This window comes from Herbaspirillum sp. YR522 (assembly GCF_000282575.1).
GTDB lineage: Bacteria > Pseudomonadota > Gammaproteobacteria > Burkholderiales > Burkholderiaceae_D > Herbaspirillum.
The window spans coordinates 1-23,286 of record NZ_AKJA01000023.1; the positions used below are offsets into that span (position 1 = coordinate 1).

Sequence of the window (23,286 nt, forward strand, 5' to 3'; positions counted from 1 at the left end):
CTACCAATTCCGCCACGTGGGCAATACACTTTCTATCGCAGCAGTGCCGCGAAAGAACGAAATTATATAGCGGCAGAAAATGGTGTCAAGGGTATTTGGCGTCAAAACACTAAATATTTTTGACGCCGGATCGCCGATGCCGGCCCGGAGCGCAGCAGGGCGGTTAGGTAATTGTCGCTAACTCCGTTACACTAAGCAATGTTCAACCGACCCGCCTGGCGCCCGTCCCGGCCGGTCTCACCAACAACAATTGAGCAAACGACACTTTTGAGCCAATTTCCCTATTCCATTCCGAGCCGCGAGGAAATCCTCGGCATCCTGCGTACTTCCAGCACGGCGCAAGGCGCCAGCACCCTGGCCGCAGCACTTGGCGTGAAGCCCGATGAGATGGACGGCCTCACGCGCCGCCTCAATGCCATGGAACGCGACGGCCAGATCAAGCTCGATCGCGGCGGTCATTACATATTGAGCAACTCGCCCAATTTCGTCGAAGGCCGGGTCTCGGCACATCGCGACGGCTTCGGCTTCCTGTTGCCCGATGACGGCAGCGCCGATTTGTTCCTGTCCGAGAAAGAGATGCAGAAGGTCATGCACGGCGATCGCGTGCAGGCCCGCATCACCGGCACCGATCGCCGTGGCCGCCCCGAAGGCACCATCGTCGAAGTGGTGGAACGCGCCAACAGCCATGTCATCGGTCGCTTGCTCAACGAAAACGGCGTCTGGGTGGTGGCGCCCGAAGACAAGCGCATCGGCCATGACGTGCTGCTGGCCGGGCCGCCGGGCAAGGCCAAGGCCGGTCAGGTGGTCAGCGTCGAGTTGACCGAACACCCGTCGCGCTACACCCAGCCGGTGGGCAAGATCACCGAGATCCTGGGCGATATCGACGACCCCGGCATGGAAATCGAGATCGCCGTGCGCAAGTACGGCGTGCCCCACGAATTTTCCGAGGCGGCCAAGAAGCAGTCCGCCAAAATTCCCGGCGAAGTGCGCGCCGTCGACTTGAAGGACCGGGTGGACCTGCGCGATGTGCCGCTGGTCACCATCGATGGCGAAGACGCCCGCGACTTCGACGACGCGGTCTACTGCGAACCGGTCAAGATCGGCCGCAGCAACGGCTACCGCCTGATCGTCGCGATTGCCGACGTCAGTCACTACGTCAAGCCCAACGATGCGCTCGACGTCGATGCGCTCGAACGCAGCACCTCGGTGTACTTCCCGCGGCGGGTGATTCCGATGCTGCCCGAGAAGCTGTCCAATGGCCTGTGCTCGCTCAACCCGGATGTCGACCGCCTGACCCTGGTGTGCGACGCCGTGATCACCGCCAAGGGCGAGATCAAGGCCTACCAGTTCTATCCGGCCGTGATCCATTCGGCGGCGCGACTGACCTATACCGAGGTGGCGGCGGTGCTGTCCAACACCAAGGGTCCCGAGGCGGCGCGCCGTATCGGCCTGGTGCCGCACCTGACACACCTCTACGAAGTATTCCAGGCCTTGCTGGCGGCGCGCCAGGCACGCGGCGCGATCGATTTCGAGACCACCGAGACCTACATCGTCTGCAACGCCGCCGGCAAGATCGAGAAGATCCTGCCGCGCACCCGCAACGATGCCCACCGCCTGATCGAGGAATGCATGCTGGCCGCCAACGTGTGCGCGGCCGACCTGTTGCAGCGTCACGAACATCCCGGCCTGTACCGCATCCACGCTGGCCCGACCAAGGAAAAGCTCACCACGCTGCGCAATTTCCTCAAGCAGACCGGCCTGAGCCTGGGCGGCGGCGACAAGCCCAGCGCATCCGACTACGCCGAGCTGATGCCCAAGATCAAGGCGCGTCCGGATGCGGTGCTGCTGCAGACCATGCTGTTGCGCTCGATGCAGCAGGCGGTCTACAGCCCCGACAACATCGGTCACTTCGGCCTGTCCTACGAGTCGTATGCGCACTTCACCAGCCCGATCCGGCGCTATCCCGACCTGCTGACCCATCGCGCCATCAAGGCGGTGTTGCTGGGCAAGCGCTACGAGCCCAAGGGCATCGACAGCAGCGTGCTCAATACCTCCATTTCGCCGGCGGCGCGCAAGATGCAGCAACAGCAGCACGCCGCCGACAAGGCCGCCGGCAAGAAGCCGCGCACCGAAGCCGCGCAAGGTATCTGGGAAGCGCTGGGCTTGCACTGTTCGGCCAACGAGCGACGCGCCGACGAGGCCTCGCGCGACGTCGAGGCCTGGCTCAAGTGCTATTTCATCCGTGACAAGCTGGGTGAGGAGTTCACCGGCACCATCTCGGGGGTGACCACCTTTGGCATCTTCGTGCAGCTCGATGCCCTCTATATCGAAGGCCTGGTGCACGTCACCGAGCTCGGCGCCGATTACTTCCAGTACGACGAAGCCCGCCACGAGCTGCGCGGCGAGCGCACTGGCATGCGTTACCAGTTGACCGACCGCGTGACGGTGCAGGTGAGCCGCGTCGACCTCGACGCGCGCAAGATCGACCTGGCGCTGGTGACAGAGCCGGGCATTCGTACCCAGATCAAGAACGAAGCCAAGCGCGCCGAGAGTGCGGCCCGTGGCAACAGCGGCAAGGCAGGCAAGGGCGGCAAGGGTGGCAACGCCGGTCGCGGTGCCGGCGACGACCAGCGTGCGGCAGCGCCCAAGGCCGGTGCCGCCGGAAAAGCCAAGGCGGCTCCGCGTGCCGGCGAGGCCGATCGCAAGCGTGCCGCCACCAAGGGCGCCGCGCGCGGTGCGCGCAAGAAGCGTTGAGCACGATATCCATAGCAGGTCGACCAAGTAAAGAAGAAACCAGGTTCCATGAAAAGTAAAATGATTTTCGGCTTCCACGCCGTCACGTCCCGTATCCGCCACGAAGCCTCGTCGGTCGATGAAATCTATGTGGACGCCGACCGGCGCGACCGCCGCATGCTCGATCTGCTGCATGCCGCCAAGGAAGCCAACGTGCGCATCGTGCAGGCCGACGACGACCGCCTGGCCGCGATGGTCGGCACCCGTCGCCACCAGGGGGTGGTGGCCAAGGCCTCGGCAGTGTCGCTGGCGCTGAACCTGGACGAACTGCTCGACGGTATCGAAGGCCCGCCACTGTTGCTCATCCTCGATGGCATCACCGACCCGCATAACCTGGGCGCCTGCCTGCGCGTGGCCGATGGCGCCGGCGCCCATGCGGTGATCGCGCCCAAGGACCGTGCGGTGGGTCTCAACGCCACCGCGATGAAGGTCTCCAGTGGCGCCTCCGATTCGGTACCCTACATCACCGTGACCAACCTGGCGCGCACCATGCGTGACCTGAAGGACCGTGGCGTGTGGCTCATCGGTACCACCGACGACGCCGAGCAGAGCCTGTACCAGGGCGATTTCAGCGGTCCCACGGCGCTGGTGATGGGATCCGAAGGCGAGGGCATGCGCCGGCTCACCCGTGAGACCTGCGACGTGCTGATCAACATTCCCATGTTCGGTTCGGTCGCCAGCCTCAACGTTTCGGTGGCGTCGGGCGTATGTCTGTACGAAGCGCGACGCCAGCGCCTGCCCTGAAACGATCTTGTCTGCAGTACGATCGCCGGGCTCGATGTCCGGCGATTTTTTTTGTTAGCCTGCCAGGAAATACCTCATGTTCAGTCGCCTTCGAGAAGACATCGCCAGCATCCGCGAACGCGATCCCGCTGCCCGCAATGCCTGGGAGGTGGTGAGCTGTTATCCCGGCCTGCATGCGGTGGTGATGCACCGCTGGGCCAATGCGTGCTGGCGTGCCGAGCTCAAATGGCTGGCGCGCTTCATCTCGCACGTCGCGCGCGGCCTGACCGGCATCGAGATCCATCCGGGCGCGACCATCGGCCGTCGGGTCTTCATCGATCACGGCTTCGGGGTGGTGATCGGCGAGACTGCGGTCATCGGAGACGACTGCACCATCTACCAGGGCGTGACGCTGGGCGGTACGTCGCTGGCCAAGGGGGCCAAGCGGCACCCCACGCTGGGACGTGGCGTGATCATCGGCGCCGGCGCCAAGGTGCTGGGCGGATTCGAGGTGGGCGATGGCGCCAAGGTCGGCTCCAATGCGGTGGTGACGCGCGCGGTGCCGGCCGGCGCCACCGCGGTGGGCAATCCGGCGCGCGTGATCCAGCGCAGCCAGGCGCAGGACGCGCGCGAACCGGCCGCGGCACGGCTGTTCGCCGCCTATGGTGTCGTGCCCAATGGCGATGACCCGCTATCGAAGGCGCTGCATGGCCTGATCAACCAGGTTGCAGCGCAGGAGCGCCAGATCGAGGCCATGCTGGTCGCGATGAAGGGCGCCGGTATCGGCTGCCAGCATCAGGAAGAAATGCGCCAGTTCGATGCGGAGCAGTTGAATCGGCTGGTGGACTGAAGGGGCGGGCGGACGGCTTGCGCGGTTGACTTCGGCGGTCCCGGCCCGGGCCGGGCCACGGCATCTCGCCGCCCGGGGGATCAGCCGATTTCCATGCCGGCGGCGTCGAAGCGATGCAACTGGCCATCGCCCGTCAGGCTGATCCATCCACCGCGCGGCGCGGCCACGTCGTATTCCCAGTCCGGCAGGACATAGCGCAGGCGCCCGCCGTCTAGCCGGTGCAGGGCGGGGCGATGGGTATGGCCGTGGATCAGGGTGGTGGCGCCGGTCTGCGCGAAGAGGGCATCGATGGCGTCGGCATTGACGTCCATGATCTCCATGGACTTGTCCTGGTTCGACTGCTGGCTGGTCTTGCGCATGCCTTCGATGATGGCCTTGCGTTGTGCCAGCGGCATGGACAGGAACTGTTGCTGGTAGGCCGGCTGGCGCACTTGCGCACGAAAGGCCATGTAGGCCACGTCGTCGGTGCATTGCGCATCGCCATGCGCCAGCGTGATCGTGCGGCCGGCTTCGGTAATGACGTGCGGGTCGGGCAGCAAGCTCAGCCCGGCGGCGGCGGCGAAGGCCTCGCCCACCAGGAAGTCGCGATTGCCGGCCATCCAGAACAGCTCCACGCCCTGCGCCTGCACCGCCTTGAGGGCATCGGCCACCTGCCGGTTGTAGGGCGTGACGAGGTCGTCGTCGCCGGCCCAGTATTCGAAGATGTCGCCCAGCAGATAGAGCTGCCTGGAGTGCACCGCATGCGTCTGCAGGAAGGCCAGGAACGCTGCCGTGGTCGCGGGTAGCGAAGCCTGCAGATGCAGGTCGGAAACAAAAAGCGCAACCGTCGGCTGCGCTGTCTGCGAAGACACGGAGGTCGTCATCGGCGGTGCTTCGAGTGGCTTAGACCACTTCGGCCTTTTCGATGATCACGTCTTCCACCGGAACGTCGGCGAACATGCCCGAACGAGTGGTCTTGACCGCCTTGATCTTGTCGATCACGTCGGTGCCTTCGGTGACCTTGCCGAAGACGCAATAACCCCAGCCGTCCTGGCCGGGATAGTCGAGGAAGCTGTTGTTCTTGACGTTGACGAAGAACTGGGCCGAGGCCGAGTGTGGCGCGGCGGTGCGGGCCATGGCCAGGGTGTAGGGCTCGTTCTTGAGGCCGTTCTTGGCTTCGTTCTCGATGGTGTCGCGGGTTTCCTTTTGCTTCATGCCTGGCTCGAAACCGCCGCCCTGGATCATGAAGCCGTCGATGACGCGATGGAAGATGGTGCCGTCGTAGTGGCCGGCATTGACATAAGCGAGGAAGTTCTCAACGGTCTTGGGCGCTTTTTCGGCATCCAGTTCGATGCGGATGTTGCCGTGGTTGGTGGTGAGCAGAACTGCCATGTTGAATCCTTTGCTTGATGATAAATAAAAAACAGGCGGCCCCGGAGGGCCGGCCTGATGTGCTCCAGGCGCTTACTTGACCTGTGTCGCCGATTCGATCACGACCGGTGTCACCGGTACGTCGCCGGGGCCGGTCTGCACCTGCTTGATGCGGTCGACCACCTCGGCGCCCTGCACCACCTTGCCAAATACGGCATAACCCCAGCCGTCGCGGCTTGGGTAATCGAGTGCGCTGTTGTTGGCCACGTTGATGAAGAACTGGGCAGTGGCAGAATGGGGAGCCGAGGTGCGCGCCATGGCGATAGTATAAACCTCGTTCTTCAATCCGTTTTTGGCTTCGTTCTGGATCGGCGCGACAGTGTCCTTCTCGCGCATGTTCTTGTCGTAGCCGCCGCCCTGGATCATGAAGCCGTTGATGACCCGGTGGAACAGGGTACCGTTGTACTGGCCCTTCTTGACGTAATTGAGGAAGTTCTGGGACGAGATCGGCGCTTTTTCGGGGTTGAGCTCGACCACGATGTCGCCGACACTGGTCTTGATCAATACGCGAGGGGCATCGGCGGCGAAGGCCGACGACATCAGCGAGGACGACAACGACAGGGCGGCGACGGCGGCCAACAGGCTACGGCGGGAGATGATCATGCGTTACCTTCGTAAATGATTTTCCATTGCGATCCTTCGCGCACCCAGTACTGGCGCTTGCGAATCGCGTTCTTGCTTTTTCCTACGGCGCTTTCCTGGGTGAAAGTGCCGACGATCATGTCGTCCGGCCCGGGATAGCGGAACAGGCTGACATCGCGCAATTTGACACTGGTCAGGCGCGCCCCGTTCAGGCTTTTTTGCTGGCGCGCAAACCAGGTCTGCAGGCTTTCGCCCAGCGGCGAGCGAAACTGGCGCGAATAATACGACAGTATCCGGTCGTTATCCGCGCCTTCGAGTGCCTGCTGCCACTGGTCGAGCATGCTGGCGGCTTCGCTGCGCTGGCGTTGCCATTCGTCCTTGTCGACGAACTGCACGTGCTGGCTGATCACCACCACCGTCTTGCCGACCTCGGCAGTGGCATAGACATTCTGCAGGTCGGGGTTGGCCAGCACCACGCAACCGTCCGAGGACAGCGGCGGACGGCTGAAGTTGTCCGAAGGCGTGCCATGCAGCCAGATGCCGTAGCCGCTGCGGCCGTTGCGCTTGTCCCATTCGTTGGGGTAGGACAGCGGCAGCGCGCCGGTGCCGTAGAAGTCGGGCAGCTTGGGGCCCGGGATGCGGTTGTTGACGTAGTACACGCCGATCGGTGTGCGCTGGTCGCCTTCCTTGGACTTGTTGGCGCCGAAGCGGCCCTGCGAAATGTAATAGTCGGTCTGGTACTTGAGTTCGCCGGCCTGGTTTTCGTAGACGTACATGCGCGAGCGCGAGGTGTCGACCACGAACACGTTCTTCTGGTCGTCGCCGACCTGCAGCACCGCCTTGGGAATGAGCACGGGGTCAGGCTTTTCCTGCAAGGAACGCAGGCGGACGATCGCTTCTTCGCGCAGTTCCTTGAGTTTTTCCGGCGGGGCATCGGGCATCGCGCCGAAATTGCGCACCGGCCGCGCATGCATCATCAGCAGGTCGCCCTGGACCAGGTGGCCCAGGCGGAAAGTGGGATAGGCCGCCACCAGGGCATCGGCCTTGGCCTGGGCGTCGCGCAGGCGGTTGGCGCCGAGGTCCTTGTAGATGTCGATGAGCAGCGCCTCGGGATCGGTCTTGCCGGCGGCTACGCTGACTGCGTTCTGCGGCGGCGGGATCGAGGAGGAGGAGGCCACGCTGCCGGTGGTGGGCAGGCCCGCCAGGCACAGCATCAACAGGCGTCCCAGCGCGCGCGCCGGACGCCCTGGCAAAGCATCGACAATCATTATCCTCCCGACCGTTCCTGTTTGATGAGCCACCGGTTGCCTTGCTTGACGAATACCAGTGTCTTGCGGCTGTCCACCGTCAGCCGGTTGGAATTATATATCTGGCGGTAACGCACCACCGCAGTATTGCCCTTGATGGCGATCTGCGCATTGCTCACCTTGACCGTGATGTGGCCCTTGTCCTCGATACGGGCGCGACGTTCTTCGGCCCAGTCCTTGCGACTGGCGCCCTTGGGCGTGTCGAAGTCGCTGGCATAGTGCGCCAGGTAGGCGCGCACGTCCTTGTCGCTCCATGCCTTGGCCCAGCTGTTGAGCGCGGCCAGTACCGCCGCCTTGTCCTGCTCGGTGCCGGCGTCGGCGCGGGCCTTGTCGGACTTGGCCTTGTCGGCCGCGGCACGGGCTTGGGCTGCCTTTTCGGCGGCCGCCAGTTTCTCGGCCTGCTGTGCCTTTTCGCGTTCGGCGCGCTCGGTCTTTTCCTGTTCGAGGCGGTCGGCGCGATCCTTGGCCAGGCGCTCGGCTTTTTCCTTGTCCTTCAGTTCCTTCTGGTCTTTCTGTTCTTTCAGCTCTTTCTGTTTCTGCTCGGCGGCGGCCTTTTCGGCGGCCTGCCTGTCGGCACGCTGCTTGTCGGCAGCGGCGCGTTCGGCGGCGGCCTTCTCGGCGGCGGCATGTTCGGCGCTGGCGCGCTCGGTGGCGGCACGCTCTGCCGCGGCGCGATCGGCATTGGCGCGCTCGGCGGCGGCCTTGGAGATGGCGTTCTTCTCGGCGGCGGCGCGGTCGGCGGCGGCTTCCTGGGTGGCCTTCTCGGCGGCCAGCGCGCGGCTGCGCTCCTGCTGTTCGGCCGCCGCGGCGTCGGCGCGCGCCTTGGCCTGCGCCTGGGCGTCGCGGTTCGACTGGCTGGTGGCGCCAGCGGCGCTGGCCAGGCGCGGCACGGTGCCGCCGGTGGTGTTGCCGTTGAGTGAACGCAGCAGGGTCAGCTTGGGTTGCTGCACCTTGTTGGCAGGGTCGATCTGCAACGCCTTGTCATAGGCCTGGCTGGCCAGGCGGGCATAGACGTCGCCCAGGTTTTCCAGCGCCGTGGCATAGGTCGGGTTGGTGCGCATGGCCATGTCCAGGGCCGCGCGGGCACGGTCGTACTGGCCATCGGCGGCGTACAGCACCGCCAGGTTGTTGTACGGCTCGGGCAGGTCGGGAAAGTCTTCGGTGAGCTTGACGAAGATGGCGATGGCCTCGGCAGAACGGTTTTGTTCTGCTAAGATCAGGCCTTTCGTGAAACGCAGTTGCGCGTCACGGGGGTGTTTGGCCAGGTTGGCGTCGGTGCGGGTGAGGGCGTCGGCGTATTGGCCGGCCCGCAGCAACTTGTTGATGTCCGACATTTCGCTGGCCGGTGCCGCGACCGTGAAGAGTGCCGCCGCCAGCCCCGACAGCAGGGCCGTCCTCGGGGCGGCCTTATTGATCAAACCGCGCAAACCATGAGTGGAAGGCTGTTCTTTTGATTCTGGGGGCATGGTTTATCAATGCTATACTCGACGAAAGCTGGCATTTTATATCAAACGGGCACCGCAAAAAGGGGTTTGGCTATCGTGATGCGTTCATGTTGCAGGCGTTGCTAGAACAATGATCAGGAGGCCTCATGGCCTTCTTCCAAGCACTCTCCAAGCCTCCGAGTCATCGCGCTCGGCAAGATCGCAGCACTGCCCTCCGGCGCGGCCGAACCAAGAATTTCCATCCCATGAGCGAGCTCAAAATCTACAACACGCTGGCGCGTGATAAGCAGATCTTTTCCCCTATCGAACCAGGCAAAGTGCGCTTGTACGTGTGCGGCATGACCGTCTATGACTTCTGTCATCTCGGCCACGCCCGCGTGATGGTGGTGTTCGACATGGTGCAGCGCTGGCTGCGCAGCGTCGGTTACGACGTCACCTACGTGCGCAACATCACCGACATCGACGACAAGATCATCAAGCGTGCGCTCGACAATGGCGAGTCGATCAGGCAGTTGACCGAGCGCTTCATCGTGGCCATGAACGAAGACGCCGATGCCCTCGGCGTGCAGCGTCCGGACCATGAGCCACGCGCCACCCAATACGTGCCGCAGATGCTGGAATTGATCGGCAAGCTGCAGGCCAATGGCCTGGCCTACCTGGCCGAGGACGGCGACGTCAACTACGCGGTGCGCGAATTCCCCGGCTACGGCCGGCTGTCGGGCAAATCGCTCGACGACCTGCGGGCCGGCGAGCGGGTCGACGTCAACACCGGCAAGCGCGATCCGCTCGACTTCGTGCTGTGGAAGGCGGCCAAGCAGGGCGAACCCGACGAAGCCAAGTGGGACTCGGCATGGGGCTGTGGGCGCCCGGGCTGGCACATCGAGTGCTCGGCCATGGCGGGCGACCTGCTGGGTGAACATTTCGACATCCACGGCGGTGGCCAGGACCTGCAGTTCCCGCATCACGAAAACGAGATTGCCCAGTCCGAAGGCGCACATGGTCATGCCTTCGTCAATTACTGGATGCACAACGGTTTCGTGCGGGTCGACAACGAGAAGATGTCGAAGTCGCTGGGCAACTTCTTCACCATCCGCGATGTGCTGCAGAAGTACGATCCGGAAGTGGTGCGCTTCTTCATCCTGCGCGCCCACTATCGCAGCCCGCTCAATTATTCCGATGCGCACCTGGACGACGCCCGCCAGGCCCTCACGCGTCTGTACACGGCGCTCAAGGAAGTCCCCCCGGCCGCATCCGGCAGCACCGACGAAGCACCTGCCCGACGCTTCGCCGAGGCCATGAACGACGACTTCAATACGCCGCTGGCGCTGTCGGTGCTGTTCGAATTGGCCAACGAAGTCAACCGCACCCGCAGTGCGGATGCATCGCGGCAGTTGCGCCAGCTGGGGGCGCGACTCGGACTGCTGCAACGCGACCCGGAGGCGTTCCTCAAGGGCGGCGTGGCCGCGGGCGGCATCGACCAGGCGGCCATCGAGGCATTGATCGCTGCCCGTAGCGCCGCCAAGGCCGGACGCGACTTCGCCGCGGCCGACCGGATCCGCGCCGAACTGACGGCCGCCGGTGTGGTGCTGGAAGACAAACCGGGCGGGCTGACCGAATGGCGGAGAGCTTGACTTGAATACCATCGACAAGATGAGCGCACCCGATCCGTCGCTGATCGTGCCGGGCTACTGGGAAGAGGCCAAGGCCGAATTGATGAAGCGCGATCGCATCATGCGCAAGCTGATTCCCCAGTTCGGCGACCTGCAACTGACGGTGCGGGGCGATGCCTTCACCACGCTGGCGCGCTCGGTGATCGGGCAGCAGATCTCGACCAAGGCCGCCAATGCCGTATGGCAGCGTTTCCTGGAGGCATGTCCACGTTGCCAGCCGGGGCAGGTGATCCGGGTCGGGCTGGAAGGCCTGGGCGACTGCGGCCTGTCCAAGCGCAAGGCCGAATACATCCTCGACCTGGCCAACCATTTCAAGGCCAAGACCGTGCATCCGGACAAATGGGCCGAGATGGCCGACGAGGATGTCATCGCCGAGATGATCCAGATCCGCGGCATCGGCCGCTGGACAGCCGAGATGTTTTTGATATTTAATCTGCTGCGCCCGAATGTGCTGCCGCTGGACGACCCGGGATTGCTCAAGGGCATCAGCGACAGTTATTTTTCGGGCGAGCCCGTCTCGCGCAGCGATGCGCGTGAAGTCGCCGCGAACTGGGAACCGTGGCGCACCGTTGCCACCTGGTATCTCTGGCGCAGCCTCGACCCGAGGCCATCCAATACCTGACAGAGGGGACGAGCGCGGCTACGCCAGCCAAGGCTGCTGGTGTATACTCCGCTGCTCGCTAGATCGCAGGCAACCCGATAGCGAGCGGGCGCTGCGCACGGCATGTGCCGCGGCCCGATATCGGACTTGTTGAAAAAGGAACACAATGAGTAAATCGACAACCACTTTTCTGGGCTTCGAGCAGGCCATCGCCGAGCTTGATGCCAAGATCGAAGAGTTGCGTTTTGTACAGGACGACTCGGCCGTCGACATTTCGGAAGAGATCGAACGCCTGGTCAAGAAAAGCCAGCAGCTGACCAAGGACATCTACGCCAAGCTCACGCCATGGCAGGTGTCGCAGATTGCCCGCCATCCGCAGCGCCCCTATACCATGGACTACGTGCGCGAGATCTTTACCGATTTCCATGAACTGCACGGCGACCGCACGTTCTCGGACGACCAGTCCATCGTCGGCGGTCTGGCCCGTTTCAACGGCCAGGCCTGCATGGTGATCGGTCACCAGAAGGGGCGCGACACCAAGGAACGCGCACTGCGCAATTTCGGCATGCCCAAGCCGGAAGGCTATCGCAAGGCAATGCGCCTGATGAAGGTAGCCGAGAAATTCAATTTGCCTATCTTTACCTTCGTCGACACCCCGGGCGCTTTCCCCGGGATCGACGCCGAAGAGCGTGGCCAGTCCGAGGCGATCGGGCATAACCTGTACGTGATGGCCGAACTGAAGGTGCCGCTGATTGCCACCATCATCGGCGAAGGCGGTTCCGGCGGTGCGCTGGCCATCGCGGTAGGCGACTCGGTGCTGATGCTGCAATACGCGACCTATTCGGTGATCTCGCCGGAAGGTTGCGCATCGATCCTGTGGAAGACCGCCGACCGTGCCGCCGATGCGGCCGAGGCGCTGGGCCTGACGGCGCACCGCCTCAAGGCCATCGGCCTGATCGACAAGATCGTCAACGAGCCGCTGGGTGGCGCGCACCGCGACCCCAAGCAGATGGCCAGCCTGCTCAAGCGTGCCTTGTCCGATACCTTGCGCCAGTTCCAGGGCGTCAAGACCAAGGAACTGCTGGCGGCGCGTCACGAGAAGCTGATGGCCTACGGCAAATTCAAGGAATTGAATTCGGCCGAATGACGGCGTGCCGCGGCATCGGTCGCGGCCACTGCCGTGCGGGCAAACGCCAGCGATTGCATTCGCTGGCGTTTGTCGTTTCTGGGCGGCGCTGCCTGCCGTCCAAGTCCATTGACCGTTAGCGTTATTTCCCATGGCCGATATCACCGCCCCCCTTGCTCCGGTAATGCAAGCCCTCCAGGCCAGCCTGGGTTCTCCTGCCACCACCCTGGCGCTGGCCTACAGCGGTGGGCTCGATTCGTCGGTGCTGCTCGACGCCGCCGCAGTGCTGGCCGCCCGTGATGGATCAAGGCTCATTGCCTTGCACGTGCATCACGGGCTCAGTACCGACGCCGATGGCTGGCTGGCGCATTGCCGTGCGCGTTGCGACGCGTTGGGCGTGGTCTTCGACTCGGCGCAGGTGCAGCTGGACCAGGGCAGCGGCAGGGGCATCGAAGAAGTGGCGCGCGTGGCGCGCTATGCCGCATTGGGGCGATTGTGTCGCCAGCATGGTGCGCAGGTGTTGCTGACCGCACATCACCAGGATGACCAGGCCGAGACCGTGCTGCTGCAACTGCTGCGCGGCAGCGGCCTGGCGGGAATGTCGGCCATGCCATCCGGACAGACGGCGCCGGCGTTGCTGGGCGACGCCCAGACCGTGATCGTGCGTCCGCTGCTGGGCGTCGGGCGCAAGCAGATCGAGGCCTATGCCAAAGCGCGCCAGCTGGCGCATGTCGAGGACGCATCCAACGCCGATGTGCGCTACACCCGTAATGCGTTGCGGCAACGGGTGATGCCGGTACTCGAACAGGATTTTGCCGGCTACCAGCAGCGCCTGGCGCGCGCCGCCGTGCATGCCCAGAACGCGCAGCAATTACTGCATGAAATCGCCGAGCTGGACCTGGTCCAGTGTCGTCGTGACGACCACTTGCTGATGCCGCCCTTGCGGTTGCTGAGTGAACAGCGGTTTTTCAATTTGATGCGTCACTGGTTCGGCTTGCGTGGCATGCGCATGCCATCGCTGGCATGGATGGAGCAGATGCGCGCGCAACTGCTGACGGCCCGCGAAGAGTCGCAGGTGTGCGTATCGCATCCCGATGGCGAAGTGCATCGCTATCGTGAGCGGGTCTACCTGGCACCGCGCCGCGTACTGCCCGATCCGGACGACGAGCAACCCGTGGTGGTGGCGTTGCCCTGGAAGGGGGAAGCCAGCTTGCCGGTGCCGCATTGTTATGGCGTGCTGCGTTTCGACATGATCGATGCCGACGACCCGGCCACGCCCGGTTTCGATGCCGACTGGCTGCGGGCGCAGTCCCTGGAGGTCCGCGGGCGTAGCGGCGGCGAGCGGATCCGACTGGCGTTCAATCGTCCGGCGCGCAGCTTGAAGCAGCAATACCAGGCCGCCGATGTGCCGGCCTGGGAGCGGCCGTTCCTGCCGCTGGTCAGTGCCGGGCGCAGCTTGCTGTTTGCCGCCGGCGTCGGCATGGATTGCACCCACCTGGTCACGACCGGGCCGCGGGTGCGGCTGCGCTGGCAGGCCGGGGCGCCAAGCAAAGCGGCATGAAAAATGCCGCATCACCGGCAAGACCGATGATGCGGCATCTCCAGGTCATCCCTGACATGGGCGGAGCCGGGCTCCGCGAGGACGCTGCCGTGTTACTTGGCCGCGGTGGTGTCAGCCGGCTTGTCGGTGCCCTGCACCTTGGCCTTGGCCTTCTTGGCGGTACGCTTGGTCGCGTTCTTGGCTTGCTTGGCCTTGGTCTTGGTGGCGACTTCGGCCTTGGTGGCGGCGCCCGGGCCTGGCTGCGTGCCTTGGGCCGAGGCAGGTGCGCCGGCGCCAGCGGTGGCGGTACCGGTCTGGGCGAATACTGGCAGGGTCAGTGCCGACAGAAGGGAAGCGACGATGATGGCTTTGGTTTTCATGGCAATGTCCTTGTTAGGTAAATCGGTTCAGGCTCGGCGCTGGAGGCTGGTTGCATCCGTTTCGTTGCGCCTTGCTTCCTATAACGAAATGGCGTCGTTGGCGACGACATCCAATTGTTTCAATTCATCGCGAAGTTGTAAGCAATCGTTGCCATCCTGACTACTGGGTTTCGCGTCGGCAGTCTTAACCGAACAGTCCCACCAGGCCGATGACGATCAGGTACAGCGCCACGATATAGTTCAGCAGGCGTGGCATGGCCAGGATGAGTACGCCTGCGATCAGGGCGGCCAGGGGGCCGAAGGCGAGATGGATGTTCATGTCGTTTCTCCTAGTTGTTAGTGCCACTGAGACGCCGGGACCGGCGCTAAGTTCTACCGCAGGCAGCGCCACCGGGTGATTGGCGAGCCTTTATAATGTCCAGCTTTCCTTGCCGCAATAGAGATCAAGCATGGCCTATCAAACCTGGTTAGCATTTTTCATCGCCGCCTGCGTCATCGCCATTTCGCCGGGCTCGGGCGCGGTGTTGTCGATGAGTCATGGCCTCAACTATGGCGTGCGCCGCACCAGCGCCACCATCCTCGGACTGGAGATCGCGCTGGTGGTGGTGTTGCTGATCGCCGGTGCCGGCGTGGGCTCGCTGCTGGTGGCGTCCGAAACCGCCTTCAATACCATCAAGGTATTGGGCGCGGCCTACCTGATCTACCTCGGCTTTTCGCAGTGGCGCGCGCCGGTGCCGCAGGACGGCGAAGTACTCGATAGCGCCAACGCCAGCGCGCGCAGCGCACGCGGCCAGCATTGGTGGCAGCGTTGCATCACCGGTTTCCTGACCAACGCCACCAATCCGAAGGGCATCGTGTTCATGGTCGCGGTGCTGCCGCAGTTCATCGATCACGACCGCCCGCTGTGGCTGCAGTTGCTGGTGCTGGCGGTGACCATGGTGGCGGTGGACCTGGTGGTGATGCACGGCTATGCGTATGCCGCCAGCCGCCTGCAGCGTTTCTTTCGCAACCAGAAGGCGATCAAGGCGCAGAACCGTTTCTTCGGCGGCGTCCTGATGCTGGTCGGTGCAGGGTTGTTCTTCTTCAAGCGGGGCGCGCATTGAGCCGGGCCTGGCCCTCGGCGTAAAAAAGCCCCGGCTGGCGACCGGGGCGGTTGAACCATGGCGCGCGGCTTACTTGTCTTTCTTCAGGCAGCTCGACATGAACGCGCGACGCTCATCGCCTTTCTTGTCGCCGGCTTGCTTGTTGCAGGTGGTCATCTTGTTCTGCTGGGCGTTGGTCGGGGCGGCAGCGGGCTTGTTGGACAGGCAATCCTTCATGAATGCCTTGCGTTCGTCGCCTTTCTTGTCGCCCGCATCCTTGTTACAGGTGGTCATCTTGCTCTGCTGCGCGGTCTGCGCCGAGACCGGGGCGCTCATCAACAGGGGTGCTGCCAGCGCGAGGCAAGACATGGCGATCATCAGTTTTTTCATTATGGACTCCGGGTCGGTGGATGCGAAGGGATAGCAGGTGCCAACAGGGCGGCTATCGGGCAGCATTACAGCATGAAAATGTGGCGCCGGTCTCGTCTAATTAGCTATTGCCAAATGGAAAACCCGGCCGCACATCCGATTGACCCCGGATCGATGCGCCGGCCGGGATAGAATCGCGTTTTCTCTGTCTTACAGCAATGCATCCGGCGCTGGTGCCGGGTGCACCGAGTTTTAAAGGAGCAGGGCTATGGGATTGAGCTGGATGTCCGCCATCAAATTGATACCGTGGGTCGATGTGGTCCAGGCCACGCCCGGTATCGTACGCGGCGCGCGTGACTTGTGGTCGCGTACGCGCGGGGCCAAGGAAGCGGTGGCTGCCCAGCCGTCGCCGGTCAACGCCAGTGACGACCTGGCGCAACTGGGCACGCGTATTGCACGCCTCGAAACCGAGCAACTGGAAGCCAGCCAGCTGATCAATACGCTGGCCGAGCAGAATGCCCAGCTGGTGGCCACGCTGGACGCGCAGCGCCGTCGTACCCGGGCATTGCTGGCATTCTGCGTATTGCTGGCCCTGGGCCTGGTGGCCACCTGGCTGCGCTAGAACCGCGCCCGGCTCGGCGCTGGCCGGCCCGGGGCGGCATTGCCTAACTTACCTTTGCAAAGACTGGCCCACGCATGTTCCAACACGCACTGCGCATGACCCAACGCGACTGGCGCACCGGCGAGCTTCGCTTCTTGCTGCTGGCCCTGATCGTGGCGGTGGCGGCCTTGTCGTCGGTCAGCTTCTTCGTCGATCGCATGCGCGCCGGCATGACCCGCGACGCCCACCAGCTCCTGGGCGCCGACCTGCTGGTCGCGGCCGACCAGTCGCTGCCGCCGCAATGGATCTCGCAGGCGCAGGCGCGTGGGCTGGCGCAGGCGCAGACGGTGGTCTTTCCCAGCATGGCGCAGGCCGGAGAGGGGGACGCCGCGCGCTCGGTGCTGACCTCGATCAAGGCCGTGACCGACGGCTATCCCTTGCGTGGCCAGGTCAAGCTGGAAGGCGCCGGCGGCGATCGCAGCGCCAACGGCATTCCAAGCACCGGCACGGTATGGGTCGATCCACAGGTGCTGTCCGCCCTCGACGTGAAGCTGGGCGACACCCTCAAGCTGGGCGACAAGGACTTCCGGATCGCCGAGGTGATCGCGGTCGAACCCGATCGTGGCAGCGCCTTCGTCAATTTTGCGCCGCGCGTGATGCTGTCCAATGGCGACCTGGCCGCCACCAACCTGGTGCAACCGGGTTCGCGCGTGACCTATCGCCTGTTGCTGGCAGGCGCGCCGGCACCGGTGCAGGCGTTCCAGCAGGAACTGCAACGGCAGATCGAGCAGCAGCACCTGCGCGCGGTCCGCATCGAGTCGCTGGAAAGCGGCCGCCCCGAAATGCGCGCCACGCTCGATCGCGCCGAGCAGTTCCTGTCGCTGGTAGGCCTGCTGTCGGCCATGCTGGCGGCGCTGGCCGTGGCGATGGCGGCGCGCCGTTTCATGATGCGTCACCTCGATGCCTGCGCCATGTTGCGCTGTTTCGGCATGACCCAGAATGAAGTGACGGCGCTGTACCTGATCGAATTCGTGGTGGTGGGGTTGGCCGCCAGCCTGATCGGCATGGGCCTGGGCTACGCGGCCCATTTCGCCCTGCTGCAGTGGCTGGGCAGCTTCATGCCGACCGCCTTGCCAGCGGCCAGCTGGCAACCGGCGCTGCAGGGCGTGGCCACGGGCTTGCTGCTGTTGGTGGGCTTTGCGTTACCGCCCATCCTGCAATTGCGCAATGTGCCGCACAATCGCGTGATCCGACGCGAGCAGGGCGCTCCCAAGGCGGCCTCGGTGCTCACTTATGGATTGGGCACGCTGGTGTTCTCGGGCCTGTTGCTGTGGCAGGCGGGCGACCTGAAGCTGGGGCTGCTGACGGTGGCCGGTTTCCTGGGCGGGTTCGGACTGTTTGCGCTGGTGGCCTGGTCATGCCTGCGGGCCTTGCGCGGTATGCGTGGCTTGATCGACAGCCAGAGCTGGCGCTTTGCCATCGATGGCCTGCAGCGTCGCCCGGCGGCGGCAGTGATGCAGGTGGTGGCGCTGGGCCTGGGCCTGATGGCGCTGCTGTTGCTGACCGTCATCCGTGGCGACCTGGTTGGCGCATGGCGCCAGTCGACCCCGGCCGATGCCCCCAATCGTTTCGTGATCAACATCCAACCCGACCAGCGCCAGGCGGTAAGCCAGGCGCTGCAGCAGGGCGGGGTGGCCGCGCCCGAGCTCTACCCGATGATCCGCGGCCGGCTGGTACAGGTCAACGGGCGCCAGATCAGCGCCGCCGACTACCAGGAAGACCGGGCCAAGCGGCTGGTCGATCGCGAATTCAACCTGTCCACCATGCAGCAGATCCTGCCTGGCAACGGCATCGTCAGCGGCCGCTGGTTCGACGACAGCGGCCCGGAGGCCTCGGTCGAGCGCGGGCTGGCGCAGACGCTGGGCATCAAGCTGGGCGACCGCCTGCAGTTCGATATCGCCGGGCAATTGGTGGAGGCACCGGTGACCAGCCTGCGCAAGCTCGAATGGGGGTCGCTGCGGGTCAACTTCTTCGTGATCATCAACCCGCAGGCGATGCGCGATACGCCGCAAAGCTGGATTACCGCGTTTCACCTCACGCCCGCCCAGCAGAACCTGGGCAACGTGCTCACCCGTGACTTCCCCAACTTGACCGTGGTCGATATCGGCAGCGTGTTGCGCCAGATCCAGGAGGTAGTGGGGCAGGTGATATCGGCGGTCGAGTTCCTGTTCCTCTTTACGCTCGCTTCCGGAGTGCTGGTGTTGTATGCGGCGCTGGCCGGCTCCCAGGACGAGCGGGTGCGCGAGGCCGGCCTGCTGCGCGCCCTGGGCGCGACCCGGCGCGAGCTGTCCCGGGCGCAGCGCATCGAGGTCTTGCTGGTGGGGTCGGTGGCGGGCTTGCTGGCGGCCACCGGCGCGGCCGTCATCGGCTGGGCGCTGGCGCATTTCGTGTTCAACTTCGACTGGACGCTCAGTCCCCTGGTGTGGGTGGCCGGCATGGCCCTCGGCGCGGCCTGCTCGGCCATCGGCGGCTGGGCCGGACTGCGCCAGGTGCTGGGACGCCCGCCGTTGCAGACGCTACGCGAAGCCTGAGGCGGCGCGATCCAGATCAAACCGCACTGGCCCGGCTGCGCTATCATGGCGACCTATGCAAATCGAAGACCCCAATGCCCCGACCACGTTCGAATTGATCGGCGGCGCCGACAAGTTGCGCGAGATGGTCGATCGCTTCTACGACCTGATGGACCTGGAGCCGGAATTTGCCGGCATCCGCGCACTGCACCCGGCGTCGCTGGACGGCTCGCGCGAAAAGACCTACATGTTCCTGTCGGGCTGGACCGGCGGCCCCAACCTGTACATCGAGCAGCATGGCCATCCGCGCCTGCGGGCGCGCCACCTGCCGTTTGCCATCGGTGTTTCCGAGCGTGACCAGTGGCTGCGCTGCATGACCTGGGCCATGCAGGATGCGGGTTTGTCCGACGAGCTGATGAAGCGCCTGCTGCAGGCGCTCTACCAGACCGCCGACTGGATGGTCAACACGAGATAGCGAGTCAGCAGCGCTAGCTCCCCACCCTGTCCCGAAGTCATCCTGAGCTCCCGCCAGCGTCTGACGGATGTACTGAAACTAATCCCGCCGCCGGCCAAGTGATAGCCACGCGCACGCCCCGGGGCCTGCGTCATCAGCTCATGCCCGTAGCAGACGCCGCACGGCGGCATCCAGATCGCCATCGCATCGCGGATCCCAGCGCGAAATCCTTCCTTCCGCCGCGTCGCGATGCGGTGAACATCGCGTCCCTGTACGTTCCTCACAAGTCTTTGCGTCCCGAATGTGGCTTGCTCACATTGTTTGTCTCCGCGCCAATTCCTACACTCGACGAACCAATCAAGGCGTGCATTGCTGCGCGCCATCGAGCATCGGAGAGCGCGCCGTCACAGGCGCAAATGGCACGGTTGGGCGCGACGCGCCGGCCCACGACAAGAAGGAATGGCATTTGGAACAGTTTCGCGACATCCCTGCGGCCGGGCACGGGCGGCCGGCTCCGCACAGCCCAGGGCCCAGGACTACCCGCTCGCAACAGCGCATCCGCGGACTGGCCGATATCGAGCGGCTGGAACGGTCGGCTTATGACGAGCTGGTGCCGGCGCGCAGCATGTACCAGGTCTTCCAGGCAACCGCGGGCCTGCACGGCCAACGCAAGGCGCTGACCATGCTGCGCTCGGCGTGCCTGGACGACGAGGCGGTGGTCTACACGCATGCCCAGCTGCTGGCCGAGATTACCCGTGCCGCCAACAGCTTTGCGCGGTTCGGCATCGCCGGCGAGGGCGTGGTCGCGATCCTGGCGCGCACCCATGCCAGGGTGCCGGCGCTGATCTGGGGCGCGCAAACCGCGGGCACCGCCAGCTGCATCAATTACCTGCTGGCGGCGGACGTCATCGCCGCGCTGCTGGAGGCGGAACAGGCGCGCATCCTGGTCTGCTCGGGTCCGGCTCTGGACGCCGAGCTGTGGGCCAAGGTGCGCGAAGTCATCCCGCGGGTGCCGGGGCTGCAAGCCATCCTGGTGCTGGGCGGGCAGGCCGATATCGATGATCCCCGCATCCACGACCTGGACCGGCTGATGGACAGCCAGCCCGGCGACGCGCTGGACTTTGCCTGGCAGGCCGATCGCAACGCCATTGCGGCGCTGTTCCACACCGGCGGCACCACCGGCGTACCCAAGCTGGTGCCGCAGACGCACCTGAACCAGATCCACGCTGCCTGGTCGCTGGCGCAGCTGTTCGACCTGACAGAGCAGGACGTGGCGTTGAATGGCTTCCCCTTGTTCCATGTCGGCGGCACCTCGACCATCGGCATGTCGGTGCTGGCCGCCGGCGGGCATGTGGTGATGCTGTCGCCGGCCGGCTTGCGCGATCCGATGATCGTGAAGAATTTCTGGCGGCTGGCCGAGCGCTATCGCGCCACCTTCATCGGCGGCGTGCCGACCTCCATCGGCGCCCTGAGCGAAGTGCCGCTGGACGGCTGCGACGTTTCCTCGGTGCGCTTCGCCTTCACCGGCGGCGCCGCCTTGCCCAGCGCAGTGGGACAACGCTTCGAGCAACGCACCGGCATTGCCTTGCTGGAGCAATACGGGATGACCGAGAGCGTGGCCGCGATCGCCGCCACGCCGTTGAACGGCCGCCATGTGCGCGGTAGCGTCGGCTTGCGGGCGCCGTTTTCCGCCATCGACATCATGCAGCGCGGCACCGACGGACAATGGAGTCTGTGCCCGCCCGGCACGGTGGGTTCGGTGGTGGCGCGCGGCCCGCAAATCGTGCGCGGCTACCTCAACGCCGAGCACGACCGGCATGCCTTCACCCCCGACGGCGGCTTGATCACCGGTGACCTGGGACGGCTGGACGAAGACGGCTACCTGTTCCTGACCGGGCGCGAGAAAGACCTCATCATCCGCAGCGGCCACAATATCGATCCGCAGGCGATCGAAGAAGTCGCCAACGCCCACCCGGCGGTGGCAGTGAGCGCCGCAGTCGGCATGCCGGACGGCTATGCCGGCGAGCTGCCGGTGATCTTCGTGGCGCTGGCACCGGGCCACAGCGTGGATACCGCGGAGTTGCAGAAATTCATCGGCGACCGCATCCCGGAGCCGCCGGCCAAGCCGCGCCACCTGTTCGTGCTGGATGCCATTCCGGTCACCGGCGTGGGCAAGATCTACAAGCCGGCCTTGCGCGACATGGCGCTGGTCTACAAGCTGCGTATGGAAATCGCCGAGCTGGGGACGGCCGTCGAGCTGGTCGACATCTCGGCCAGCAGCGACGGCACCGCAGCCGAGCTCAAGCTCAGGGCCGCCACGCAGGAAGATCGCATCCGCGGCGAGGTGCGGCTGACGGCGGCGCTGGCCAGCCTGCCGAGCAAGGTGAAGGTGGAGTGGGTAGGGGAGTAGGGAACGACGGCAGGTGGCAGGCCACGGCGCCTTGCCATCGAACCGGAAAAACCGGCAAGACCGGAAAAATATCGCATCGCGTGACGCGATCGATTACAACAATCAAGGAGACAAGCATGACCAATCGACGCGATTTTATGAAGATGTCGGCAGCCGTAGGCCTGGCCGCGCATCCGCTGTTTTCCATTGCCCAGAGCGATGAACTGGTGCTGGCCTGCCCGACGGCGATGTCGGGCACGTTCTCGGCAATCGGCAAGTATTCGGACCTCGGCATGAAGCTGGCGGTCGAGCAGCAGGGCACGGTGCTGGGCAAGAAGCTGAGCTATCGCATGCTCGACACCGAAGCCAAGCCGGCCACCGCCGTGCGCCGCGTGCAGGAAGCCATGGAGCAGCACAACATCCGCTTCTTCACCGGTGCGCTGCTGTCGGCCGAATCGCTGGCCATGAGCAAGGAGCTGGACAAGGCGGGGGGCCTGCTGATCACCAACGGCGGCGCCGACGAGCTGACCGGCAGCGATTGCAATCGCAGCACCTTCCGCTGGGCGCTGCCGACCTACAGCCTGATCCAGGGCTCGGCCGGTCCGTTGATCGAGCTGCTGCCCAAGGCCAAGCGCTGGTACACCGTCACGCCGCAATACGTGTTCGGCGAAGGCCTGCTGCGCAATGCCAAGGAGTTGTTCAAGGCGAAGGGCATCGAACACGTCGGCAACAGCTATCACTCGCTGACCGAGCGCGAGTTCAGCGGCCACCTGACCAATGCCATGGCGTCCAAGGCCGACGTGCTGTTCCTGCTCAACTACGGCGCCCAGGCCTCGGACACCCTGCGCCAGGCGGTCAGCTTCGGCCTGAAGCAGAAGATGACCATCATCGTCGCCGCCGCCTCCGGCCTGGAGCAGTTCGAGGCGCTGGGTGCCGACATCTGCGAGGACGTGTATTTCGGCGCCGTCTACTGGCATACCATCGATACCGCCTACAACAAGAAATTCGTCAGCCAGGTGCGCGAGAAATTCAAGATCTCGCCCAACTACAGCTTGGCCGGCCCCTACATCAACACGCGCATGCTGATCGAGGGTATCAACAAGGCCAGGAGCACCGACCCCAAGGCCGTGATCGCGGCGCTGGAAGGCATGAAGTTCGACAGCCTGACCGGCACCGAGGAAGTGCGCAAGGCCGACCACCAGGTGCTGCGCGACTTCTACCTGGTCAAGGGCAAGGGCAAGTCGAAGATGCGCGACAAGGACGACTACGCCGACATCATCCACTCCGGCCGCTACTTCCTCGCGCCCGAGGCGGCCGGCTGCAAGATGGCCTGACGGCGCGGCTATCCCACCGCGGCAACGGCCTCACCGTGGCGCCACCGGCCACGGCGGGCC

At 64.6% G+C, this 23,286-nt stretch carries 21 protein-coding genes; 13 read left to right on the forward strand and 8 right to left on the reverse strand.

What is annotated here, in order from left to right; genetic code table 11:
* Positions 1-267: 267 nt before the first annotated feature.
* The 3 genes from rnr to cysE all read left to right on the forward strand — a co-directional run bounded on the left by rnr (position 268) and on the right by cysE (position 4,366).
* On the forward strand, positions 268-2,754 hold the full coding sequence (gene rnr, locus PMI40_RS04310) for a ribonuclease R (RefSeq protein WP_040501660.1): 2,487 nt from the start codon (positions 268-270) through the stop codon (positions 2,752-2,754).
* A gap of 48 nt (positions 2,755-2,802) precedes the next feature.
* Positions 2,803-3,537 (forward strand): 23S rRNA (guanosine(2251)-2'-O)-methyltransferase RlmB, encoded by a 735-nt coding sequence (gene rlmB / locus PMI40_RS04315; protein ID WP_008112509.1) that lies wholly within the window; start codon positions 2,803-2,805, stop codon positions 3,535-3,537.
* Between the two features lie 76 nt (positions 3,538-3,613).
* Complete coding sequence (cysE, locus tag PMI40_RS04320) at positions 3,614-4,366, forward strand: serine O-acetyltransferase (protein WP_008112510.1); 753 nt, start codon at positions 3,614-3,616, stop codon at positions 4,364-4,366.
* 80 nt (positions 4,367-4,446) lie between these two features.
* On the opposite strand, the gene PMI40_RS04325 is transcribed toward cysE, so the two are convergent.
* The 5 genes from PMI40_RS04325 to PMI40_RS04345 all read right to left on the reverse strand — a co-directional run bounded on the left by PMI40_RS04325 (position 4,447) and on the right by PMI40_RS04345 (position 9,131).
* Positions 4,447-5,229, reverse strand: coding sequence for a UDP-2,3-diacylglucosamine diphosphatase (locus PMI40_RS04325; RefSeq protein WP_008112512.1), 783 nt, complete (start codon positions 5,227-5,229; stop codon positions 4,447-4,449).
* A gap of 19 nt (positions 5,230-5,248) precedes the next feature.
* Positions 5,249-5,737 carry a peptidylprolyl isomerase gene (locus PMI40_RS04330; RefSeq protein WP_008112514.1) on the reverse strand — a complete coding sequence of 163 codons (489 nt, stop codon included), beginning with the start codon at positions 5,735-5,737 and terminating at the stop codon, positions 5,249-5,251.
* A gap of 72 nt (positions 5,738-5,809) precedes the next feature.
* Positions 5,810-6,379 (reverse strand): peptidylprolyl isomerase, encoded by a 570-nt coding sequence (locus tag PMI40_RS04335; protein ID WP_008112517.1) that lies wholly within the window; start codon positions 6,377-6,379, stop codon positions 5,810-5,812.
* Entirely contained in the window at positions 6,376-7,626 is a 1,251-nt protein-coding gene (locus tag PMI40_RS04340) for a L,D-transpeptidase family protein (protein ID WP_008112518.1), read from the reverse strand. Before PMI40_RS04340 ends, PMI40_RS04335 begins: the two co-directional genes overlap by 4 nt.
* Positions 7,626-9,131, reverse strand: a complete 1,506-nt coding sequence (locus PMI40_RS04345; protein ID WP_008112520.1) for a tetratricopeptide repeat protein — start codon at positions 9,129-9,131, stop codon at positions 7,626-7,628. Before PMI40_RS04345 ends, PMI40_RS04340 begins: the two co-directional genes overlap by 1 nt.
* Before the next feature lie 224 nt (positions 9,132-9,355).
* On the opposite strand from PMI40_RS04345, the gene cysS reads away from it, so the two are divergent.
* From cysS to tilS, 4 genes are all read left to right on the forward strand, one after another.
* Positions 9,356-10,741 (forward strand): cysteine--tRNA ligase, encoded by a 1,386-nt coding sequence (gene cysS, locus PMI40_RS04350; protein WP_040501661.1) that lies wholly within the window; start codon positions 9,356-9,358, stop codon positions 10,739-10,741.
* Positions 10,742-10,760: 19 nt separating this feature from the next.
* Positions 10,761-11,402, forward strand: a complete 642-nt coding sequence (locus PMI40_RS04355) for a DNA-3-methyladenine glycosylase (protein WP_369770692.1) — start codon at positions 10,761-10,763, stop codon at positions 11,400-11,402.
* Between the two features lie 145 nt (positions 11,403-11,547).
* Entirely contained in the window at positions 11,548-12,528 is a 981-nt protein-coding gene (locus tag PMI40_RS04360; protein ID WP_008112526.1) for an acetyl-CoA carboxylase carboxyltransferase subunit alpha, read from the forward strand.
* Between the two features lie 163 nt (positions 12,529-12,691).
* Positions 12,692-14,068, forward strand: coding sequence for a tRNA lysidine(34) synthetase TilS (gene tilS, locus PMI40_RS04365; protein WP_238540889.1), 1,377 nt, complete (start codon positions 12,692-12,694; stop codon positions 14,066-14,068).
* 92 nt (positions 14,069-14,160) lie between these two features.
* Here the strand turns inward: tilS and PMI40_RS04370 are convergent, their stop codons facing one another.
* Together PMI40_RS04370 and PMI40_RS23175 are read right to left on the reverse strand one after the other, a co-directional pair.
* The gene (locus PMI40_RS04370; RefSeq protein ID WP_008112531.1) at positions 14,161-14,427 is read right to left on the reverse strand and encodes a hypothetical protein; all 267 of its coding nucleotides are present in this window, start codon (positions 14,425-14,427) and stop codon (positions 14,161-14,163) included.
* Between the two features lie 184 nt (positions 14,428-14,611).
* Positions 14,612-14,746 carry a DUF3096 domain-containing protein gene (locus tag PMI40_RS23175; protein ID WP_008112533.1) on the reverse strand — a complete coding sequence of 45 codons (135 nt, stop codon included), beginning with the start codon at positions 14,744-14,746 and terminating at the stop codon, positions 14,612-14,614.
* 130 nt (positions 14,747-14,876) lie between these two features.
* Here PMI40_RS23175 and PMI40_RS04375 point away from each other — a divergent pair, with 130 nt between their 5' ends.
* Positions 14,877-15,530, forward strand: a complete 654-nt coding sequence (locus PMI40_RS04375) for a LysE family transporter (RefSeq protein WP_008112535.1) — start codon at positions 14,877-14,879, stop codon at positions 15,528-15,530.
* Positions 15,531-15,599: 69 nt separating this feature from the next.
* On the opposite strand, the gene PMI40_RS04380 is transcribed toward PMI40_RS04375, so the two are convergent.
* Positions 15,600-15,899, reverse strand: a complete 300-nt coding sequence (locus PMI40_RS04380) for a PsiF family protein (protein ID WP_008112537.1) — start codon at positions 15,897-15,899, stop codon at positions 15,600-15,602.
* 247 nt (positions 15,900-16,146) lie between these two features.
* Between PMI40_RS04380 and PMI40_RS04385 the strand changes: the two genes are divergently transcribed.
* The 5 genes from PMI40_RS04385 (at position 16,147) to PMI40_RS04405 (ending at position 23,226) form a co-directional block, all read left to right on the forward strand.
* Complete coding sequence (locus PMI40_RS04385) at positions 16,147-16,500, forward strand: hypothetical protein (RefSeq protein WP_008112539.1); 354 nt, start codon at positions 16,147-16,149, stop codon at positions 16,498-16,500.
* 74 nt (positions 16,501-16,574) lie between these two features.
* Complete coding sequence (locus tag PMI40_RS04390; RefSeq protein WP_008112541.1) at positions 16,575-19,070, forward strand: ABC transporter permease; 2,496 nt, start codon at positions 16,575-16,577, stop codon at positions 19,068-19,070.
* Between the two features lie 55 nt (positions 19,071-19,125).
* Positions 19,126-19,524, forward strand: a complete 399-nt coding sequence (locus PMI40_RS04395; protein ID WP_008112544.1) for a group II truncated hemoglobin — start codon at positions 19,126-19,128, stop codon at positions 19,522-19,524.
* A gap of 445 nt (positions 19,525-19,969) precedes the next feature.
* Positions 19,970-21,913, forward strand: coding sequence for an AMP-binding protein (locus PMI40_RS04400; protein WP_238540890.1), 1,944 nt, complete (start codon positions 19,970-19,972; stop codon positions 21,911-21,913).
* A gap of 116 nt (positions 21,914-22,029) precedes the next feature.
* Positions 22,030-23,226, forward strand: a complete 1,197-nt coding sequence (locus PMI40_RS04405) for an ABC transporter substrate-binding protein (protein ID WP_008112548.1) — start codon at positions 22,030-22,032, stop codon at positions 23,224-23,226.
* Positions 23,227-23,286 lie beyond the last annotated feature (60 nt).